General features: G+C 45.0%; 18 protein-coding genes and 1 pseudogene. 15 read left to right on the forward strand and 4 right to left on the reverse strand.

Annotation, left to right across the window (positions count from 1 at the left end; all coding sequences use genetic code 11):
* Positions 1 to 84: 84 nt before the first annotated feature.
* Together metK and BQ8014_RS16450 are read left to right on the forward strand one after the other, a co-directional pair.
* A complete protein-coding gene (metK, locus tag BQ8014_RS16445; protein WP_080905310.1) occupies positions 85 to 1,371 on the forward strand; it encodes a methionine adenosyltransferase in 1,287 nt (428 codons plus the stop codon).
* A gap of 287 nt (positions 1,372 to 1,658) precedes the next feature.
* Positions 1,659 to 2,846, forward strand: a complete 1,188-nt coding sequence (locus BQ8014_RS16450) for a glycosyltransferase family 4 protein (RefSeq protein ID WP_080905311.1) — start codon at positions 1,659 to 1,661, stop codon at positions 2,844 to 2,846.
* A 63-nt stretch (positions 2,847 to 2,909) separates the two neighbouring features.
* Here the strand turns inward: BQ8014_RS16450 and BQ8014_RS16455 are convergent, their stop codons facing one another.
* The gene (locus BQ8014_RS16455) at positions 2,910 to 3,692 is read right to left on the reverse strand and encodes an ABC transporter ATP-binding protein (protein WP_080905312.1); all 783 of its coding nucleotides are present in this window, start codon (positions 3,690 to 3,692) and stop codon (positions 2,910 to 2,912) included.
* Positions 3,693 to 3,696: 4 nt separating this feature from the next.
* Positions 3,697 to 4,446, reverse strand: coding sequence for an MlaE family ABC transporter permease (locus BQ8014_RS16460; protein WP_080905313.1), 750 nt, complete (start codon positions 4,444 to 4,446; stop codon positions 3,697 to 3,699).
* Positions 4,447 to 4,609: 163 nt separating this feature from the next.
* On the opposite strand from BQ8014_RS16460, the gene lptB reads away from it, so the two are divergent.
* Positions 4,610 to 5,365 (forward strand): LPS export ABC transporter ATP-binding protein, encoded by a 756-nt coding sequence (gene lptB / locus BQ8014_RS16465; RefSeq protein ID WP_080906013.1) that lies wholly within the window; start codon positions 4,610 to 4,612, stop codon positions 5,363 to 5,365.
* 11 nt (positions 5,366 to 5,376) lie between these two features.
* Here lptB and BQ8014_RS16470 read toward each other — a convergent pair whose 3' ends face one another.
* Positions 5,377 to 6,276 (reverse strand): CPBP family intramembrane glutamic endopeptidase, encoded by a 900-nt coding sequence (locus BQ8014_RS16470; protein ID WP_080905314.1) that lies wholly within the window; start codon positions 6,274 to 6,276, stop codon positions 5,377 to 5,379.
* A gap of 487 nt (positions 6,277 to 6,763) precedes the next feature.
* Complete coding sequence (locus tag BQ8014_RS16475) at positions 6,764 to 7,009, reverse strand: RNA recognition motif domain-containing protein (RefSeq protein WP_080905315.1); 246 nt, start codon at positions 7,007 to 7,009, stop codon at positions 6,764 to 6,766.
* Positions 7,010 to 7,384: 375 nt separating this feature from the next.
* On the opposite strand from BQ8014_RS16475, the gene BQ8014_RS16480 reads away from it, so the two are divergent.
* From BQ8014_RS16480 to BQ8014_RS16535, 12 genes and pseudogenes are all read left to right on the forward strand, one after another.
* Positions 7,385 to 7,969: an LOG family protein gene (locus tag BQ8014_RS16480; RefSeq protein WP_080905316.1), complete on the forward strand. Its 585-nt coding sequence runs from the start codon at positions 7,385 to 7,387 to the stop codon at positions 7,967 to 7,969.
* 85 nt (positions 7,970 to 8,054) lie between these two features.
* The gene (gene tig, locus BQ8014_RS16485; protein ID WP_080905317.1) at positions 8,055 to 9,407 is read left to right on the forward strand and encodes a trigger factor; all 1,353 of its coding nucleotides are present in this window, start codon (positions 8,055 to 8,057) and stop codon (positions 9,405 to 9,407) included.
* 185 nt (positions 9,408 to 9,592) lie between these two features.
* Positions 9,593 to 10,255, forward strand: a complete 663-nt coding sequence (clpP, locus tag BQ8014_RS16490; protein ID WP_080905318.1) for an ATP-dependent Clp endopeptidase proteolytic subunit ClpP — start codon at positions 9,593 to 9,595, stop codon at positions 10,253 to 10,255.
* 19 nt (positions 10,256 to 10,274) lie between these two features.
* Positions 10,275 to 11,123: pseudogene (gene clpX / locus BQ8014_RS16495) on the forward strand (ATP-dependent Clp protease ATP-binding subunit ClpX); the annotation flags it as partial.
* A gap of 210 nt (positions 11,124 to 11,333) precedes the next feature.
* Positions 11,334 to 11,996: an ATP-dependent Clp endopeptidase proteolytic subunit ClpP gene (gene clpP / locus BQ8014_RS16500; RefSeq protein WP_080905318.1), complete on the forward strand. Its 663-nt coding sequence runs from the start codon at positions 11,334 to 11,336 to the stop codon at positions 11,994 to 11,996.
* Between the two features lie 19 nt (positions 11,997 to 12,015).
* The gene (clpX, locus tag BQ8014_RS16505; protein WP_080905319.1) at positions 12,016 to 13,248 is read left to right on the forward strand and encodes an ATP-dependent Clp protease ATP-binding subunit ClpX; all 1,233 of its coding nucleotides are present in this window, start codon (positions 12,016 to 12,018) and stop codon (positions 13,246 to 13,248) included.
* A gap of 20 nt (positions 13,249 to 13,268) precedes the next feature.
* Positions 13,269 to 15,452, forward strand: coding sequence for a DNA helicase RecQ (recQ, locus tag BQ8014_RS16510; protein ID WP_080905320.1), 2,184 nt, complete (start codon positions 13,269 to 13,271; stop codon positions 15,450 to 15,452).
* Positions 15,453 to 15,589: 137 nt separating this feature from the next.
* Positions 15,590 to 17,179 carry a peptidylprolyl isomerase gene (locus BQ8014_RS16515; protein WP_080905321.1) on the forward strand — a complete coding sequence of 530 codons (1,590 nt, stop codon included), beginning with the start codon at positions 15,590 to 15,592 and terminating at the stop codon, positions 17,177 to 17,179.
* A gap of 3 nt (positions 17,180 to 17,182) precedes the next feature.
* The gene (locus tag BQ8014_RS16520) at positions 17,183 to 18,046 is read left to right on the forward strand and encodes a hypothetical protein (RefSeq protein ID WP_080905322.1); all 864 of its coding nucleotides are present in this window, start codon (positions 17,183 to 17,185) and stop codon (positions 18,044 to 18,046) included.
* A 21-nt stretch (positions 18,047 to 18,067) separates the two neighbouring features.
* Positions 18,068 to 19,429, forward strand: a complete 1,362-nt coding sequence (locus BQ8014_RS16525; RefSeq protein ID WP_080906014.1) for a peptidylprolyl isomerase — start codon at positions 18,068 to 18,070, stop codon at positions 19,427 to 19,429.
* Positions 19,426 to 21,018, forward strand: coding sequence for an OstA-like protein (locus tag BQ8014_RS16530; protein WP_080905323.1), 1,593 nt, complete (start codon positions 19,426 to 19,428; stop codon positions 21,016 to 21,018). The genes BQ8014_RS16525 and BQ8014_RS16530 overlap by 4 nt, the downstream gene beginning before the upstream one ends.
* Before the next feature lie 27 nt (positions 21,019 to 21,045).
* Positions 21,046 to 21,296, forward strand: a 251-nt coding sequence (locus BQ8014_RS16535; RefSeq protein WP_200814408.1) for an ATP-binding protein, incomplete at its 3' end; no start/stop codon positions are given.

Raw genomic sequence — 21,296 nt, forward strand, 5'->3', positions numbered from 1 at the left:
AAAAGTCTCCTCTGGGCCGTCCGGCATAATCAATTTCCTTTGTTGATTCATTACAGATTGTTTTATCATATATAATACAAATTAATGAGTTATTTATTCACCTCCGAATCGGTGTCCGAAGGGCACCCCGATAAAGTAGCCGATCAGATATCGGATGCTTTGCTTGACGAGTTCCTGGCGTACGACCGGGACTCTAAAGTTGCCTGCGAAACCCTTGTTACAACCGGACAGGTTGTCTTGGCTGGAGAAGTTAAATCAACTGCCTACGTAGATGTGCAGGAAGTGGCTCGGAATGTAATCGAGAAAATCGGCTACACCAAGAGCGAGTACCAATTCGAAGCGAAGTCTTGTGGTGTATTTTCAGCTATCCATGAGCAGAGTGGAGATATTAACCGCGGGGTCGAGCGCGAAGATCCTTATAACCAGGGAGCCGGCGACCAAGGAATCATCTTCGGTTATGCTACGAAAGAAACGGCCAACTACATGCCATTGGCATTGGATCTTTCCCACAGCCTGCTTTCCGAACTGGCCGACATCCGGAAACACGAGCTGTCGCTGATGCCCTACCTGCGCCCCGATGCCAAGAGCCAGGTAACGATCGAATATGACGATAACGGCGCCCCATTGCGGATCGACACCATCGTCGTCTCCACACAGCATGACGAATTCATCCAACCTAACGGGATTTCCCAGGAAGAAGCGGACTTGGCAATGGGTTCAAAGATAAAGGAAGATGTTATCAATATTCTCATTCCCCGGGTAAAAGCGAAATATCCTCCCTATGTACAAGCATTGTTTAATGACCGGATTACCTATCACGTCAATCCGACAGGCAAGTTTGTCATCGGAGGCCCTCACGGAGATACCGGATTAACCGGAAGAAAGATTATTGTAGACACTTACGGCGGAAAAGGCGCCCACGGCGGAGGCGCTTTCTCAGGAAAAGACCCCTCGAAAGTAGACCGTTCGGCCGCTTATGCAGCCCGTCACATTGCCAAGAACCTGGTAGCCGCCGGCGTCGCAGACGAAGTATTGGTGCAGGTATCCTACGCCATTGGCGTGGCCCGTCCCGTAAATGTATTCGTCAACACGTATGGCAAGTCACACGTGAAATATACGGATGGCGAAATCGCTAACAAAGTGGCCAAGTTGTTCGACCTGCGCCCCAAGGCAATCGAAGAACGCTTGAAACTCCGTAATCCGATCTATTTTGAAACGGCCTCTTACGGACACATGGGACGCGAGCCTCAGACCGTAAAAAAGGTTTTCACTTCCCGTTATCGCAAGGAACCGCTGGTAACCGAAGTGGAGTTATTCACTTGGGAAAAGCTGGATTACATAGAACAAGTTAAAGAGGACTTCGGACTCTGATCGCTACGCTATAACTTACGACTACTCCATCGCCCCGCCGGCCTGTAACAGGCTGATCCGGGGCGATGTCTTTTCAGCCCGTACCGGCATAGCGGGTCGCAGGATAAAAAAGGCTTCCCGCTATCGAATAGCCTGATCGGGCATTGGCCGATGTTCCTTTGAGCCTATCTAATCATACGGCGGGCGAATAGTATTTTCCCTTATGCGATTTCATTGGGCGGGGCATAATATATTCGATATTTTTTGCGTACTTTGCGGGTAAACGGCGTTTTAGATAATCTGGATGAATGGAAGTATTATTCGTGAGCCATAAGTTTCCACCCTCGACCGGAGGTATGGAAAAACAATGTTATGAGTTGGTGACGGGGATGGAGAAAAGATGTAAGGTTCACCGCCTGGTCTATGAAAGGAAAGAAAACAAGTTGCTGTTTTTCCTATCTCTCCAACGGAAGATAAAAAAAATATGCACGGAACATCCGGGAATCGATATCATTCATTTCAATGACGCCCTGATCGGGACTTTCTGCTCATTTCAAAAACAAAATAAACGGATTTCCTATGTAGTGACATTGCACGGCCTGGATGTAGTTTTCCCGAGCGCATTCTATCATAAATACATTTTCAAGCGGCTAAACCGCTTCTCACGGATGATCGCGGTTAGCCGGGCGACTGCGGAACAAGCGATCGCTTTGGGTATCGATCCGGAGAAGATTATGGTAGTTCCCAACGGAGTCGACGTGTCGGTTTCCCGAGGAGAAACGGCCGGAACATTCGAGCAATGGCTTACGGAGAAACAGATTGACCTGGCGGGGAAGAAACTGTTGATGATGCTTGGGAGGCCGGTGGAAAGGAAAGGATTCTCCTGGTTTGCTGGGCGTGTCTTTCCGAAAATTAAAGAGAACTATTTCCTGGTGATTGCCGGGCCTTTCCATCGCAAGCCGACTATGCAGGAAAGGCTGATCGAGCTCCTGCCGAAAAGCCTCCGGGAGAAAGCGCTACTCTTCTGGGGCTGTTTTTCCGATGAGAAGAACCTGCGTGGGCTATTGGTACAATCCTTAAACATCCGGCATCTCGGACATTTGTCTTCTTCCGAGCTCAAACTGCTATTCCGGAATGCGGACGCTTTCCTGATGCCGAACATTCATGTAGAAGGCGATATGGAAGGATTCGGGTTGGTATGCCTTGAAGCATCGGTACAGGGCGCCCTGGTGTTTGCCTCGCAAATCGACGGTATCCCAGATGCGATACAAGATGGGAAAAACGGATTCCTTCTTCCTCCGAAAGACGCCAGCGCATGGACTAATAAGTTGGATGATTTTGCCCAGAACACCGATGCCTACAAACAATATCAATCCAGGTTCAGCCAATTCACCAAAGATAATTATCATTGGGAAAGAATGGTGGACGGGTATTACGAAGCCTTCTTAAAAACGATAAACGATGACAAATTTGGAAAGAGTCTTACGTTTTTTTGAGAACACATCTTGTGCCCTCTTATCTGTTTTTTCTTGCTCTTAGCTACAAACTAAGGCATTGCATTATCCTTCCTGCTCTTGTTGATTGCGTTCTTCGTTGAGTTCACTGGCCTTTTTGAGCAGATCCGACGCAAAAATAAAATCGTTCAAGGAACTGTTATTAGACTGGATTACCTGCTTTTTCGTTCCTTGCCATTCCTTGATTCCCTCTTTAATGAACAAGATGTTATCCCCGATATTCATGACGGAATTCATGTCATGCGTGTTGATGATCGTCGTCATGTTATATTCCTTGGTGATGCCATGGATCAGATCGTCGATCAGGAGAGAAGTTTTAGGATCGAGACCGGAATTAGGCTCATCGCAAAACAAATATTTGGGATTCAGCGCAATCGCCCGGGCTATGGCCGCCCGTTTCATCATTCCGCCGCTGATTTCGGAAGGATACAAATGGCGGGCATCGAGAAGATTCACCCGGTCGAGGCAAAATTTAGCCCTCTTCCTGCGCAACTGGGTAGATTCATGGGAAAACATATCCAAAGGAAACATCACATTCTCCATTACTGTCATGCTGTCGAAGAGCGCTGAACCCTGGAAAAGCATCCCCATTTCGCGGCGAAGGCCATTCAATTCGTCTTTACTCATCGAAAGAATATTCCGGTTGTCATACCATATCTCCCCGGAATCCGGTTGCAGGAGGCCGATAATATTTTTCAGCAAAACCGTTTTCCCCGAACCGCTCCGCCCGATGATCAGGTTAGTCTTTCCGGTTTCGAAAACAGCGCTGATATCGTTCAGGACAACCCTTCCGTCAAATGATTTCGTTATATTCTTTATTTCAATCATAGCTCTATGTAAGCATTAAATGGGTAAGAATAACATCGGCAAAAAGAATCATGATGCTACTCATCACAACCGAGTTGGTACTTGCTTTTCCGACCTCCAACGAACCGCCTTTCACCAGATAGCCGAAGTAGGAAGAGATCGAAGAAATGATAAAAGCATAAACGACCGATTTGATAATGGAATACCAAATATAAAACGGATTGAAATAGTATTGCAAACCATACTCGAACGAGGAGGGCGTCATTCCGCCCGCCACATAACTAGCCATAATCCCCCCCAATATCCCGGTAAACATACTGAATATCACAAGGAAAGGAATAAACAACATGAGTGCGATGATCTTGGGCATAATCAGGAAATTAGCCGAGTTGACACCCATGATCTCCAATGCGTCTATCTGTTCGGTCACACGCATGGTACCAATTTCGGAGGCGATACTGCTGCCGACTTTCCCCGCCAGGATAAGACACATGATGGAAGAAGAAAATTCCAGCAGGATAATCTCGCGGGTAGTGAATCCGATCGTAAATTTAGGAATCATGGGAGAGGTGATATTCAAGGATATCTGAATGGCGATCACAGTTCCGATAAAGATCGAAATGATAATCACAATCCAGATGGAATCCACCCCCAGTTTATAGATCTCCCTAATTAACTGTTTGAAAAACATACTCCAACTCGTCGGGGCAGTGAAGCTTTTTTTCATAAGGAGGAGATACTCCCCTAATCTGTGTAATGCCGACGCTTTTTCCATCTTTATAAATCTATTGTATAGGGACAAATATACGGGAAAATCCGATAAGAAGCTTTATTTGATTCTTAAAGAACAAAAATGAATCAATTCCGGAGAATATCTTTCCCGTCCGGATGTTTGTACGGCTGTAATTATTTCCGTTTCTTTGCAACAAATTTCGGATATGGCAGAAGGCGATGAAAAAATGGTATTGCACACCGAGGACCTGGTAAAAAAATACCGGACAAGAACGGTAGTCAATCATGTTTCCATTAACGTGAAACAAGGGGAAATCGTCGGATTACTGGGGCCTAACGGGGCGGGTAAGACGACCACTTTCTATATGACGGTAGGCCTAGTCACTCCGAACGAGGGAAAAATCTTCCTGAATGATCAGGATATCACCAATGATCCGGTCTACAAACGGGCACGCCTCGGAATAGGCTATCTGGCTCAGGAAGCCTCCATCTTCCGCAAGATGACAGTGGAAGATAATATCCGCACGGTCTTGGAAATGACGGATAAAACCCCGGAATTCCAGAAGGAGAAGTTAGAAAGCCTGATCACTGAATTCGGCTTGCAAAAGGTACGGAAAAACCTGGGAGACCGCCTTTCGGGCGGAGAACGCCGCCGGGCGGAAATCGCCCGCTGCCTCGCTATCGATCCGAAATTTATCATGCTGGACGAGCCCTTCGCCGGCGTAGACCCGATTGCCGTACAGGATATCCAGAGTATCGTCGCCAAACTGAAAGACAAGAATATCGGTATCCTGATTACCGACCATAACGTGTACGAAACGCTGAGCATTACCGACCGCGCCTATCTCCTGTTCGAGGGAAAAGTGCTTTTCCAGGGGACTGCTGAGGAGCTCGCTGCCAACGAGATCGTACGTGAGAAATACTTGGGAAAAGACTTCCTCCTCCGAAAAAAAACCTTCTGAATTCCATCCCTTCAATCCTCTTTCCGACAGCTCTTATAAAGCAGCCGGACGCAAAGGATAAAGAGTCCTAACGTGAGAAGTGAAAAAAGGACAAATCCCGGCAAATGTTCGGGGGAAATCTCTCCGGTAACAAATTCATGTTCCTTCAACCGGTTGTCGGAAAGGCCGATCATGCTGATGGCATTGTTGACAAAATGAGCAAAAACCGGAAGCCATAGGTTTTTACTCCAATACAGCAGGTAGCCGAAATAGGCTCCCAAAAGCATCCGGGGAATGAATCCGTAAAACTGCATATGAAAAGCGCTGAACAATATGGCTCCTACCCAGATGATCACATGCCGGTTTCGTGTCCATTTTTCGAAAAGACGGAATAAAACGCCCCGGAAGAGGAATTCTTCTGTGACAGCCGCCGCGATGACAATGACCAGAAAGTTGGCGGAGAAGACAAGCAGCCCCTCCCCCTCCAACAATAATCCGGTGATCTTTTCGGCCAGGTCTTCCTGTTCCCTCATCCACCTTTCAACCGGCTCCATAAAGGATGGAAGCGCCATTTGCTGGTTCAACAAACCGGTCAACGTAATAAAAGGAGTAATCAGGAAAACGCTCAACATGACAAGCAGTAGAGCATATAGCTGGGGCGACTCATCGATAAAAAGATATTCCTTGGGGCGGGTGCTGCATAACCACGCCATCACAAGCGGCGGAAACAGGAAAGTTCCGATCGACGAACAGAGCTGAATCCACCGCAAAGCGTCCGGATTCTGCAAGTTGGGTGAAGCGCCGGGTAGCAATTGCAGGATGAAAACAGCGAACGAAGAAGAGAGGACGGCGCCGATCACTATCAGCGAAAGGAGCATGACTATTTGAAGGGAGCCTGCCTGCCCAGCTAAAATACCTTTTAATCTTTTCATTATTAGGATCCGAATTTTCCCACAAAAATAATCTTTTCCCCGAAGCATCGCAACAGAAATCCAATCGATCTCAATTCTTGTAGTTTTTCGCCTGAGTAAGTGGAAAAGAATCTTTTTAGCATCGGCCTTTGTGTCTGTCAACACTATTGCGGGCCTCATTTACTTTAGAATACTAGCAATTGAGTGTTTGACGGCTATGAAACACGTGTTCGACAGCTATAGAACACGTGTTTGACAGCTGTGAAACACGTGTTTGACGGCTATAAAACACATGTGCGATAGCCGTCAAACACTCAATCGGATTTACTGAACACAGATTGGCTCAGGCACCATCGACCAACTTCCCGCATGCCTCGGCATGAGAAAAGAGTATACTTGCTTTTTAGCAGCGAAACTTGGTGGGAAACTCGCCGGACGGATGGACATAAAAAAAGCTTCTACCCCTTTAAGAGGCAGAAGCTTTTCATTTTTTCAGTAATGAGAAATATTACTTTCTGGGTAATGCTTCTTTTACAACCATTTGACGGCCTTCGTATTCAGCCTCGTTAAGTTCTTCAATTGCTTTGCTTCCTTCTGCACTGTCGGGCATTTCCACAAAAGCAAATCCTTTAGATCTTCCGGTTTCACGGTCTTTAATGATCTTTACAGAATCAACGGCACCGTACTCTTCCATTACTTGTCTTAAATCTTCTTCGCGAACTCGATAGTTCAAATTACCAATGTAAATGTTCATAAAAAATGAAATAATTAAAAAAATAAAAATGTTACCATAAATGAAAGTAAGCAGACTAGAATCCAGTAACAGTGAAATGAAAATCTACAAACAAATTGAAGATATTAAAACAATGTTATGTGTATTCGAAGTATATGACTCCTTTCACACCGCAAAGGAATGCATATTTTCCAAATAAACAACAATTTGTTCGAATAAAAATGGGAATATTTTAGTTAGTTTATCTTTGGGAGCTTAAAAAAATATTATACAGCAAATTATTTGCCGATTTCCCGGTAAAACGAGTGCCCTTGTTTTTTTCATTTAATTCTTTCTTTTTTGGGCGGGCGAAGGATATTTCGTATCATTGTATCTTGGAAAACAGAAAAATCAAGGATGAAACGAATAACAGTCTATTGCGGGTCCAGCACCGGATCGGATCCCGAATACAAGAAACAGGCTTATGCCTTGGGACAATTATTGGCTGAACAAAAGATCGGATTGGTATACGGAGGCGGAAAAGTCGGCCTCATGGGAGAACTTGCGAATGGAGCTTTGGATGCAAAGGGCGAGGTGATCGGGGTGATTCCCGCTTTTTTGGAAGAAAAAGAGTTAGCCCATCCGGACGCAAGCGAAATGATCGTTACGCAAACCATGCATGAGCGCAAGGAGAAGATGTGTTCGCTCGGCGACGGCTTCATCGCCCTGCCGGGAGGTTTCGGCACGCTGGAAGAATTGTTTGAAACGGTTACCTGGGCGCAGCTCGGATTGCACCGGAAACCCATCGGATTGCTGAATACGGGTGGTTATTTCGACGCCTTACTACGGTTTATCGACGAAACCATTGAAAAGAAGTTCATCAAACCCGAGTACCGCTCTCTCCTTTTGGTAGGAGAGCAGCCGTCGGATCTATTGGGACAAATGCGTACATTCGTTCCGTGCAGGAATGAAAAATGGTTCGAGCCCGCCCGGATAATATAAGGAAACAATTTGTTAGATTGAAAGAATAAATCTATTTTTGCAGCCTGAATTTGGAATCGTACAACTAATTAATAAATCATTCAGAATGAACATTTCGCTGAAAAACAACAGTGCCGCAAGCGGTATTTTAAAAGTGGAGATCGTAAAAGACGATTATGCTGCGCCGGTAGAAAAGAATTTACGTAACTTTCGTCAAAAAGCAAATATACCCGGATTCCGCCGGGGAATGGTGCCTCTGGGCATGGTGAAGAAATTGTATGGCAAGCAAGTGTTGGCTGAAGAGGTGAATAAATTAGTTTCGGAAAATCTGGTTAAATACATACGGGAAAACCAGCTCAATATTCTAGGTGAACCGCTTCCCAACGAAACCGAACAAAAAGAGGTTAATTTCGATACCCAGGAAGACTTCGAGTTCTGTTTTGATATTGCCTTTGCACCGGAAATCAAGATCGAATTGGGCAAGAGCGATACGTTACCTTTCTATCAGGTAGCAATCACGGACGAGATGCTGGAAAAGCAAATAGAGAATTACCGCAAGAACTTCGGCTCCTACGACAATGTGGAAGAAGTGGAAGACGAAGACCTGCTCAAGGGAACAGTCACCGAGCTTGAGAACGGAACGCCGAAAGAAGGAGGAATCGTGGTGGAAGACGCCGTACTGATGCCCCACTATATAAAGAATGAAGAAGAAAAGGCGAAGTTTATCGGCGCCAAGCTGAACAGCACCGTCGTCTTTAATCCACAGAAAGCCTACGAAGGGGAAGCAGCCGAGATTGCTTCTTTCCTGAAAGTAGATAAGGAGACGGCACCCGATATCACTTCCGATTTCAGCTTCGAAATCAAAGAGATCACGCGGCATAAGGAAGCTGAACTGACGCCGGAACTGTTTGACAAAGTATTCGGTGAAGGCATCGTAAAAACGGAAGAAGAGTTCCGTACGAAAGTAAAAGAAGCCCTTCAGGAGCAGTTCCTGCCGCAAAGCGATTATAAATTCCTGACGGATTCCCGTAACCTGCTGGTGGAAAAAACCGGCGATATCGCTTTTGACGACGCCTTTCTGAAACGGTGGTTACTGACAGCAAATGAGAATACGACCCCGGAAACTGTAGAAGAAGATTATCCGAAAGTATTGGAAGACCTGAAATTTCATTTGGTAAAGGAAGCCATCCTGAAGAACAACAACCTGACGGTGGAAGACGCGGATATAAAAGCCTTCGCCATCAAAGTGGCAAAAGCCCAATTCGCTCAATACGGCATGTTATCCGTACCGGAAGAAGTGCTGGCTAATTACGCGAAGGATATGCTTAAGAACAAGGAAACAAGCCGTAACATTGTCGACCGCGCCATAGAAGAAAAATTGGCATCATGGCTGAAAGAGCAGGTAACGCTCGACATAAAAGAGCTCTCTGCCGAAGAGTTTGCGAAATTGTTTAATTAAAGTTCTTGTGGCGGTCCATACGGCCGGCTACTTCTCTCGAAAGGATTTCTCTCAAAAAAAGAGTAGTGGAGAAAATAAGTTGTTTCTTTAAGAAATTTATTTATAACTTTGTTTTCCACGAAAAGCGGGTGAAATCCTTTTCGTTGTTTTTTTTGTGGTATAAATAATATTAGGAGAATAATAAAATGGATGATTTTAAAAAATATGCAACGAAGCATTTGCGCATGAGTCCTTCCGCACTGGATAGCTATATGAATATAACGAGCAGTTATATTTCTCCGACGATCATTGAAGAACGTCAGTTGAATGTCGCCCAGATGGATGTCTTCTCTCGTTTGATGATGGACCGGATTATCTTTCTGGGAACCCAGATCGACGATTATGCAGCCAACGTAATTCAGGCTCAATTGCTTTATCTGGATTCAAGCGATCCCGGAAAAGATATATCTATCTATATCAACTCGCCCGGCGGGTCGGTTTATGCAGGGTATGGGATCTATGATACCATGCAGTTCATAGGAAGCAATGTCTCCACGATCTGTACCGGAATAGCAGCTTCAATGGCCTCAGTGTTACTGGTGGCCGGAGCCAAAGGCAAACGCTTTGCTTTGCAGCACTCCCGGGTAATGATCCACCAGCCTCTGGGAGGAACCCAAGGCCAGGCGTCCGATATCGAGATTGCTGCCCGTGAAATCATAAAAGTAAAGAAGGAATTATATACGATCATTTCGACTCATTCGGGAAGGCCCTATGAAGAAGTGGAAAAAGACAGCGACCGCGATTACTGGATGACTGCAACTGAAGCCAAAGAATACGGAATGGTCGATGAAATTTTGACACGTAAATAATTAATATCGAATTTCACATATGGTCAAAATAGGAGATACTTGCTCATTCTGCGGAAAAAGTCGTCGTGAAGTAAATCTGCTTATTACCGGAATTTCAGGTGCAATTTGCGATGAATGTGCCTTGCAGGCCTATGAAATCGTACAGGAAGAAATACCGAAGAAAAGAAAGAACGGGCTCGGATTGAATCAGGAAGATTTAGCCAAGCCAAATGAAATAAAAAGTTTTTTAGACGAATATGTAATCGGACAGGATGATGCGAAACGCTATCTTTCCGTATCGGTCTACAACCACTACAAACGTTTGCTCCAAACCGTCCTGAAAGACGATGTGGAGATTGAAAAGTCGAATATCATCATGGTGGGTGCGACCGGAACGGGGAAGACCTTACTCGCGCGTACGATTGCCAAATTATTGCATGTTCCTTTCTGCATTGTCGATGCGACCGTCCTTACGGAGGCCGGTTATGTAGGAGAAGACATCGAAAGCATCCTGACCCGCTTGCTTCAGGCGGCGGATTATGATGTGGAAGCGGCGCAAAGGGGAATTGTTTTCATTGATGAGATAGACAAAATCGCCCGTAAGGGAGATAACCCATCCATCACGCGTGACGTAAGCGGAGAAGGCGTACAACAAGGCTTGCTCAAATTACTGGAAGGATCCATCGTGAATGTACCTCCCCAGGGAGGACGAAAGCATCCGGATCAAAAGATGATTGCCGTAAATACGCAAAATATTTTGTTTATTTGCGGCGGCGCTTTCGACGGGATCGAGAAGAAAATCGCCCAACGGCTCAATACACGGGTCGTAGGATATGCGGCCAGTAAAGAGGTAGCGATGGTAGACCGGGAAAATATGCTACAATATATTACACNTTGCGAAATTGTTTAATTAAAGTTCTTGTGGCGGTCCATACGGCCGGCTACTTCTCTCGAAAGGATTTCTCTCAAAAAAAGAGTAGTGGAGAAAATAAGTTGTTTCTTTAAGAAATTTATTTATAACTTTGTTTTCCACGAAAAGCGGGTGAAATCCTTTTCGTTGTTTTTTTTGTGGTATAAATAATATTAGGAGAATAATAAAATGGATGATTTTAAAAAATATGCAACGAAGCATTTGCGCATGAGTCCTTCCGCACTGGATAGCTATATGAATATAACGAGCAGTTATATTTCTCCGACGATCATTGAAGAACGTCAGTTGAATGTCGCCCAGATGGATGTCTTCTCTCGTTTGATGATGGACCGGATTATCTTTCTGGGAACCCAGATCGACGATTATGCAGCCAACGTAATTCAGGCTCAATTGCTTTATCTGGATTCAAGCGATCCCGGAAAAGATATATCTATCTATATCAACTCGCCCGGCGGGTCGGTTTATGCAGGGTATGGGATCTATGATACCATGCAGTTCATAGGAAGCAATGTCTCCACGATCTGTACCGGAATAGCAGCTTCAATGGCCTCAGTGTTACTGGTGGCCGGAGCCAAAGGCAAACGCTTTGCTTTGCAGCACTCCCGGGTAATGATCCACCAGCCTCTGGGAGGAACCCAAGGCCAGGCGTCCGATATCGAGATTGCTGCCCGTGAAATCATAAAAGTAAAGAAGGAATTATATACGATCATTTCGACTCATTCGGGAAGGCCCTATGAAGAAGTGGAAAAAGACAGCGACCGCGATTACTGGATGACTGCAACTGAAGCCAAAGAATACGGAATGGTCGATGAAATTTTGACACGTAAATAATTAATATCGAATTTCACATATGGTCAAAATAGGAGATACTTGCTCATTCTGCGGAAAAAGTCGTCGTGAAGTAAATCTGCTTATTACCGGAATTTCAGGTGCAATTTGCGATGAATGTGCCTTGCAGGCCTATGAAATCGTACAGGAAGAAATACCGAAGAAAAGAAAGAACGGGCTCGGATTGAATCAGGAAGATTTAGCCAAGCCAAATGAAATAAAAAGTTTTTTAGACGAATATGTAATCGGACAGGATGATGCGAAACGCTATCTTTCCGTATCGGTCTACAACCACTACAAACGTTTGCTCCAAACCGTCCTGAAAGACGATGTGGAGATTGAAAAGTCGAATATCATCATGGTGGGTGCGACCGGAACGGGGAAGACCTTACTCGCGCGTACGATTGCCAAATTATTGCATGTTCCTTTCTGCATTGTCGATGCGACCGTCCTTACGGAGGCCGGTTATGTAGGAGAAGACATCGAAAGCATCCTGACCCGCTTGCTTCAGGCGGCGGATTATGATGTGGAAGCGGCGCAAAGGGGAATTGTTTTCATTGATGAGATAGACAAAATCGCCCGTAAGGGAGATAACCCATCCATCACGCGTGACGTAAGCGGAGAAGGCGTACAACAAGGCTTGCTCAAATTACTGGAAGGATCCATCGTGAATGTACCTCCCCAGGGAGGACGAAAGCATCCGGATCAAAAGATGATTGCCGTAAATACGCAAAATATTTTGTTTATTTGCGGCGGCGCTTTCGACGGGATCGAGAAGAAAATCGCCCAACGGCTCAATACACGGGTCGTAGGATATGCGGCCAGTAAAGAGGTAGCGATGGTAGACCGGGAAAATATGCTACAATATATTACACCGGCTGATTTAAAAGCCTTCGGCCTGATTCCGGAAATTATCGGCCGCTTGCCGATAATTACCTATCTGAATCCGTTAGATCGCAAAACATTAAGGAGCATCCTGACCGAACCCAAGAATTCAATTATAAAACAATATATAAAATTGTTTGAAATGGATCATATAAAGCTTACCTTCGATGAATCGGTCTATGAATTTATCGTCGATAAAGCGATGGAGTTTAAATTGGGAGCCCGCGGACTACGTTCGATTGTCGAAGCGATTATGATGGATGCAATGTATAATATGCCATCCGGAAATACAAAGAAACTGCACGTTACGTTGGATTATGCAAAAGGACAATTTGAGAAAACGGATATCAACCGTTTACAGAGTGCATAGAGGAGGATAATAGTTAAAGCATGGCAAAGAAAGATCATTTGATTGAGGCGATGAAAGGGTATTTTGGGTTCGACACCTTCAAGGGGAACCAGAAACTCATTATTGAAAATGTTCTTGCAGGAAAAGATACGTTTGTATTGATGCCTACAGGAGGAGGAAAATCGCTGTGTTACCAATTGCCGTCACTGATCATGGACGGTACGGCAATCGTCATTTCCCCTTTGATCGCTTTGATGAAAAACCAAGTGGATGCGATGCGGAATTTCAGTGAAGAAGACGGAATCGCCCATTTCATGAACTCTTCCTTAACAAAAGCGGCAATCGACGCCGTGAAGGAAGATATCGTAAAAGGGAAAACCAAACTGCTCTACGTCGCTCCGGAATCCCTGACGAAGGAAGAGAATATCGATTTCCTACGCCAGATCAACATCTCGTTCTACGCAGTCGATGAAGCGCATTGTATTTCCGAATGGGGTCATGACTTCCGGCCGGAATATCGCCGGATCCGCCCGATCATCAATGAAATAGGAAAACGTCCGATCATCGCACTGACGGCTACGGCAACGCCGAAGGTTCAGCATGACATCCAGAAGAATCTGGGCATGACGGATGCAATCGTTTTCAAATCTTCCTTCAACCGGCCGAATCTTTATTACGAAGTACGGCCGAAGACGAGCAGCATAGACCGCGAAATCATCAAATACATCAAGGCGAACGAAGGGAAATCGGGCATTATTTATTGTCTTAGCCGGAAAAAAGTGGAGGAGTTCGCCAGCATATTGGTAGCCAACGGCATTAAGGCCCTCCCCTATCATGCTGGGATCGATTCGCAGATTCGCTCGGCGAACCAGGATGCTTTCCTGATGGAAAAGGTGGATGTCATCGTCGCAACGATTGCCTTCGGCATGGGGATCGATAAGCCCGACGTACGTTACGTAATTCATTACGACATACCGAAAAGCTTGGAGGGATACTACCAGGAGACCGGGCGGTCCGGACGGGACGGGGGTGAAGGTCATTGCATCGCCTTCTATTCCCATAAGGATTTACAGAAATTGGAGAAATTTATGCAGGGAAAGCCTGTGGCGGAACAGGAAATCGGAAGACAGTTGTTGCAGGAGACTGCAGGTTATGCCGAGACAGCCGTTTGCCGCCGGAAGGTACTTTTGCATTATTTTGGAGAAGAATATTTAGAAGAGAATTGTGGTAATTGTGATAATTGTTTGAACCCGAAAAAGCAGGTGGAAGCAAAAGATTTATTAAGTGGCGTTCTTGAAGTCATCGACGCCTTGAAGGAAAAGTACAAAACCGATTATGTGATAAACATGTTGATAGGAAATGAGACGTCAGAGATCCAATCCTATAAACATAATGAATTGGAAGTCTTCGGCAGTGGGCAGGATGAAGACGAAAAGACATGGAATGCCGTCATCCGCCAGGCCCAGATCGCCGGCTACTTAACAAAGGATATAGAGAATTACGGACTGCTGAAGATCACTCCTAAAGGGCGTGAATTCATGAAGAAACCGGTCTCTTTTAAGATCATTAAGGATAATGAGTTCGAAGAAGAGGAAGAACCCGAAACTCCGATACGCGGAGGAGGCTCTTGTGCAGTCGATCCGGTACTCTATTCGATGATGAAAGATTTGAGGAAGAAACTTTCCAAAAGGCTGCAGGTTCCGCCTTTCGTTATCTTCCAGGATCCTTCCCTCGAAGCGATGGCGACTACCTACCCGGTCTCCCTGGAGGAATTACAGAATATTCCGGGTGTAGGGGCAGGTAAGGCAAAACGTTACGGCGCCGAATTCGTGGAATTGATCAAGAAGCATGTCGAGGAAAATGAAATCGAACGCCCGGAAGACCTGAGGGTCCGGACAGTAGCGAACAAATCGAAACTGAAAGTTTGGATTGTCCAGAGCATCGACCGGAAAGTAGCCTTGGATGATATTGCAGTCACCAAGGGGTTGGAATTCTCCGAACTGTTGGATGAGATTGAAGCGATCGTTTATTCGGGCACACGGATCAACCTGGATTATTTCCTGAATGATGTCATGGATGAAGACCGGATTGAGGAGATTTATGAATATTTCAAAGATTCCGAGACCGACTCTCTTGACAGCGCCATCGAAGAATTGGGAGCTGATTATACAGAAGAGGAGATCCGGCTTGTCCGCATCAAATTCCTGTCGGAAATGGCCAATTAAAAATAGAAAACGGATGTCCGGAAGGCAGGAAAAAGCGCTTTTATCTATAAAAAATCACTAAAGTAAAGAGGAAAAATACTTTTATTGCGTTTACATCGTTACTAATAAAGTTATTGAAGTTATTTGATCTTTATAATATGCGAAAAGAATTTGTGATGAAGAAAATTCTTGTTTTTTCCGTTCTCTTTTGTATTTCGCTTGCGTTGGCAAATGCGCAAAGCACTGCCGACCCGGTTGTTATGACTGTCGCAGAGAAACCAGTCTCTTTGTCAGAGTTTCTGTTCATCGCCCAAAAGGATAGTTCGGTTGATCTGAACAATCGGAAATCACTGAAAAACTATGTCGAGTTATTCAAAAATTTCAAGTTGAAAGTTGCTGATGCGGAAGCGGCGGGCATCCAGAGATCATCCTCTTTCTCAGAAGAACTCAACACCTATAAAGGGCAACTCCGCCTCAGTTTCCTAAGTGATAAAACGGGCGAGGAGGATGCGATCCGGAATGAATACAACCGGATGAAAGAACAGTTGACAGTCAGCCAACTCCTTTTTAAACTCCCTAGGAAAGCAGTATCAAAAGACACTGTTGCCATTTATGAAAAGGCGCTTGAAGCTTATAAACAGATTCAGCAGGGAACCCCTTTTTCCACTCTGGCTAAAGAATTGGCTAATAAGGAAAGCGGATCGGCCTCCTTCGATGAAAACTTCTATTTGATTCCCCTTAAAACCCCTCAGGCTTTCGAAGACGCAGCCTATTCCTTGCCGGTCGGGGTAGTGTCGGCCCCCGTTCGTTCGCCCCTGGGTTTTCATTTGATTAAAGTCGAGAAAAGAATACCCAACCCGGGCCTGTTCGAAGTAGCGCATATCCTGATCAATGTACATGAGAAAAGGAATGATGAAGAAGCCGCCAAAACAGCGCAACAATTATACGACATGCTTAAAAACGGAGACGATTTCTCCGAACTGGCGAAAAAGTATTCTTCGGACGAAGCTACGGCCTCCAAAGGAGGCGTATTGCCGGTGTTCGGTTTGGGAGACATGGTAAAACCTTTCGAAGACGCGGCCTTTTCCCTTTCCAATCCGGGAGATTTCAGCCGGCCGGTTAAAACCCGCTATGGCTATCATATCATTAAACTGATCGATAAGAAGGAGGTTCCTTCCTTCGAAGAGAAACGCCCACAGATTTACTCGGCCATGCGGCAGGACGAACACAATTTTACCCTTTACAGCGCCTTTGATAAAAAGATGAAAGAAGCCTACGGATATCGTCTCTATCAGGATGCATATGATGATTTCCAACGCCTCAGCGATCAGTATTTCCCGACGGATTCGGCGTTTTATGCACAGAGCAAAGACTGGAAAAAGCCGTTGCTCCGCCTGAACGGAGAGGATCATCTGCAGGAAGAGTTCGCCTATTATATCTACCGTTTTCCATTCTCCACCAAAAGCTATTCGGGTGATTTTATAAGAGAAGTCTTCGATTTGTTCGTGCGGGATCTTTATACGGAATTGGAACGCAAAAAACTGGATACCAATCCGGAGTTTGATCATCTGATTCAGGAATACCGCGATGGGATTCTTCTTTTCGAAATCAGCAACCAACGGGTCTGGTCGAAGCCTGTGGCTGAGCAAGCCCAGTTGGAAAAAGAATGGATTCGGGAATTGCAAACGAAATATCCCGTTACCGTCAATTGGGACATCTTGAATAATCTGAAGAAATACAGGAAATAACGTATGGCGAGAATCCTTCTTTTGTTTTCAATTCTTTTGGTAACTGTTTCTGCATGTAATAACAAGCAAGTAACGGAAGAAAAGGATTTGTTGGCAAAAGTAGGGAGCCTGAAGCTTTACCGCCCGGAAGTAGCTTCCGCCATACCTCACGGCATAACGCCTGCCGACAGCCTCTTGTTTGCGGAAAGCTACGTTCATCGCTGGGTTACCGACGCCTTGATCTACCAGGCGGCGGAAAAGAACTTGGATAAGGAGAAAGAGGAAATTGACCAACTGGTCAATGATTACAAACATTCCCTTATGCGGCACAAATACCAGGAAAAAATGGTACGGGAACGTTTGTCCGCTAACATCGGGGAAGAAGAAAAGCAGGCTTATTACAAAGCCAATCACGACAAATTCATTCTGGAGAATAATCTGATCAAAGGGCTTTTTCTGAAAATACCGGTGGACGCTCCCGGCCTTTCAGACATAAAAAAATGGTATAAAATACAAAATTCCGCGTCCTTGGAGAAGATTGAGAAGTATAGCGTTCAAAATGCCATTATATATGATTACTTTTACGACCGATGGATTGACTTTGACAAGGTGATGGATAATATCCCCGTCTATTTAACAGATCCTGTTCAATTTTTAAAATCGAACAAGCAGGTGGAAAAGACGGATAGCAGCTACTGTTATCTGTTAAACATCTCCGATTATCTGTTAAAGGGAAATATAGCCCCTTATGAATATGTCGGCCCGCAAATCCAAGAAATGTTAATTAATCAACGAAAAGTTGATTTTATAAAGACTTTTGAAGAAAATTTGTATAAAGATGGCGTTCGCAAAGGAGAAGCCGTTTTTTATGACGAGAAATCAAGATAGAGTAGATAAATGACAGACAAGATGAAAAAGACTTTAATGATGCTTCTGTTTATCTGCGCAACCTTCCCATTGGCTGCGCAAGATAATGTGATCGATGAAGTGATATGGGTGGTTGGAGATGAAGCCATTTTACGTTCGGACGTTGAAAGCCAGCGCCTGTTTATGCTGAATGAAGGACAGCGGTTTGACGGCGATCCTTATTGTATTATACCCGAGCAGATAGCCATTCAGAAACTATACCTGAACCAAGCGAAGATCGACAGTATCGAAGTAGGTGAAAGCCAGGTGATCCGGAACGTAGACCAATGGATTAATCTGGCGATCAATCAGATCGGTTCCAAAGAAAAGCTGGAGGAGTACTTCAATAAAAAATTATCCCAGATAAAAGAGGAACGTAAAACGATGGTGCATGAACAGCAGGTCGTAGAGCAAATGAAACACAAATTAGTCGGGGAGATCAAGCTGACTCCTTCGGAGGTGCGTAAGTATTTCAATCAGATCCCAAAGGATAGCCTTCCCATGATTCCTACAACGGTAGAAGTGCAGATCATTACGCTCGAGCCCAAAATTCCCTTCGAAGAAACAGATGCAATCAAAGCAAGATTACGTGAATTCACGGAACAAATCAACAAAGGGGAATATGAATTTTCCACCTTGGCCCGCTTATATTCGGAAGACAAAGAGTCGGCCAGCCACGGAGGAGAACTCGGCTTGAAGGGAAAAACGGAACTGGTTCCCGAATTTGCCAATGTCGCCTTCAATCTAACGGATCCGAAGCGTGTATCCAATATCGTGGAAACGGAATACGGCTTCCATATTATCCAGTTGATTGAAAAAAGAGGCGACCGCATCAATTGCCGCCATATCTTACTGAGGCCGAAAGTTTCGGAGAAGGAATTAAACGAGGCAATGATACGATTGGATTCGTTATATAATGACATCAAAGCAAACAAATTTTCCTTCGAAGAAGCTGCAACATTCGTGTCCTCCGACAAAGATACCCGTAACAACAAGGGCCTGATGGTGAACAAACAAATGGAAAGCGGAAATTACGGAACGCCGAAGTTCGAAATGCAGGAATTGCCGCAAGAAGTAGGAAAGATTGTCTATAATATGCAAATCGGAGAAATCTCCAAGCCATTCACGATGTTGAACAACAGTCTGAAAGAAGTTGTTGCCATCGTTAAATTAAAAGCCCGGACAGAAAGCCACCAGGCCAATCTGGCAGATGATTTCCAAGCGATGAAATCAGTCGTTGAAAATAAGAAACGGGAAGAGCTCTTGAATACCTGGATTGCAAACAAACAGAAAAGTACTTATATCCGTGTTAGCGAAGGTTGGCGCAATTGCGACTTCCGTTTTCCCGGTTGGATTAAAGAATGAGAACCCGTAAGTCCATACTTACCTTTCTTTTTATTGCTTTTGCGTGCTGCTTATGGGGACAGCACGCCCGGGATAGCGTTCCTCGGAAAAAAACATATATCTATCTGGAACACGCTGATTCTGTATTATATAATAAAGAACAGAAAGCCGACGCACAGATACTTTACGGCAATGTCGCCTTCCGTCATGATAGTTCCTACATGTATTGTGACAGCGCTTACTTCTATGAAGCGAACAATTCACTGGAGGCCTTCAGCAATGTCCGGATGGAACAAGGGGATACCCTCTTCGTCTACGGACAATACCTGTACTATGACGGGAATACCGAATTGGCTAAATTACGTGAAAACGTCCGGATGGAAAACATCCAATCCGATAGTACCATCGTAACCCTTTTCACGGACAGTTTGAATTATGACCGGCGGAAAAATATAGGATACTATTTCGAAGGAGGACTGATTGTCGATCAGGAAAACGAACTCTCTTCTTTCTTCGGAGAATATGCCCCTTCTACCCGATTGGCCTCATTCAACGACAGCGTCAAGTTGGCAAATCCTAAATTTACGCTCTATTCCGACACCTTGCTATACAGCACCAACACGCGAATCGCCACAATATTGGGACCATCGACCATTGTATCCGATAGCGGAACCATCTATTCTTCCCGCGGATGGTACAATACCCTGAGCAACCGGGCCTCGCTGCTGGACCGTTCGCAAGTTGTTTCCGGAGACCGGTTTCTGACGGGAGATTCCATCGCCTTTGACCGGGAAGTCGGACTGGGAGAGGCTTTCGGCAACATGGTTTTGCAGGATACACTGAAAAAAGTAATTCTGGAAGGGCAATACGGACTTTATAATGATAAAACCTCCTACGCCTTTGCCACCGATAGTGCCCGTATGATCGAATATTCGCAGGGAGACTCCCTCTTTCTACATGCCGATACCCTTGAAATGATTACGATCGACTCGACGGCGCGTGAGATAAAAGCGTACCGGGGAGTCCGTTTCTACCGGATCGACTTGCAGGGGGTTTGCGATTCCATGCAATTCAACACCAAAGACTCCACCCTCCATTTGTTCAAAGATCCGATTTTATGGAATGAAAAGTATCAACTTTACGGAGACACGATCGTAATCTTTATGAAAGACAGCACAATTGATTTCGTACATGTCTACGACTTCGCCTTCGCTGCCCAGGAGGTCGATACCTCTTATTATAACCAGTTAAAGGGGCGCGACCTGAAAGCATTCTTCCAGGAGAAAGAATTGGAAAGAATCGAAATCAGCGGTAACGCTGAATCCATCTACTATCCTTTGGAAAAAGACGGCTCCATGCTAGGTTTGAATTCTACCCAGAGTGGCTTCCTTACCCTTTGGATGAAAGAACGGAAAATGGATAAACTGAAAATCTGGACGAAGCCGCAGGGATTAATCACGCCGATCCCCGACCTAAAACCGGAACAAAAGACGCTTCGTGACTTTCAATGGTTCGATTATATCCGTCCGCTGAACAAAGATGATATCTTCCGGGTTGTTAAAAGACAAGGGCCGGAACAAGTCAAGAGAAGCAATAAGTTCGTACATTAGCCTTTGTTTTAAAAGAAACGAATTGAGATGAGCGATATAATTCATTTACTACCTGACAGCATCGCCAATCAAATCGCTGCAGGAGAAGTAATCCAACGCCCGGCTTCGGTCATAAAGGAATTGATGGAGAATGCGGTCGATGCAGGTGCTACGCAGATAACGGTGAACATAAAAGAGGCGGGCAAAAGTTTGATTCAGGTGATCGATAACGGTAGCGGCATGTCCGAAACGGATGCCCGAATGGCATTTGAACGGCACGCCACATCCAAAATTACACA

Source organism: Parabacteroides sp. Marseille-P3160 (assembly GCF_900162725.1).
GTDB lineage: Bacteria > Bacteroidota > Bacteroidia > Bacteroidales > Tannerellaceae > Marseille-P3160.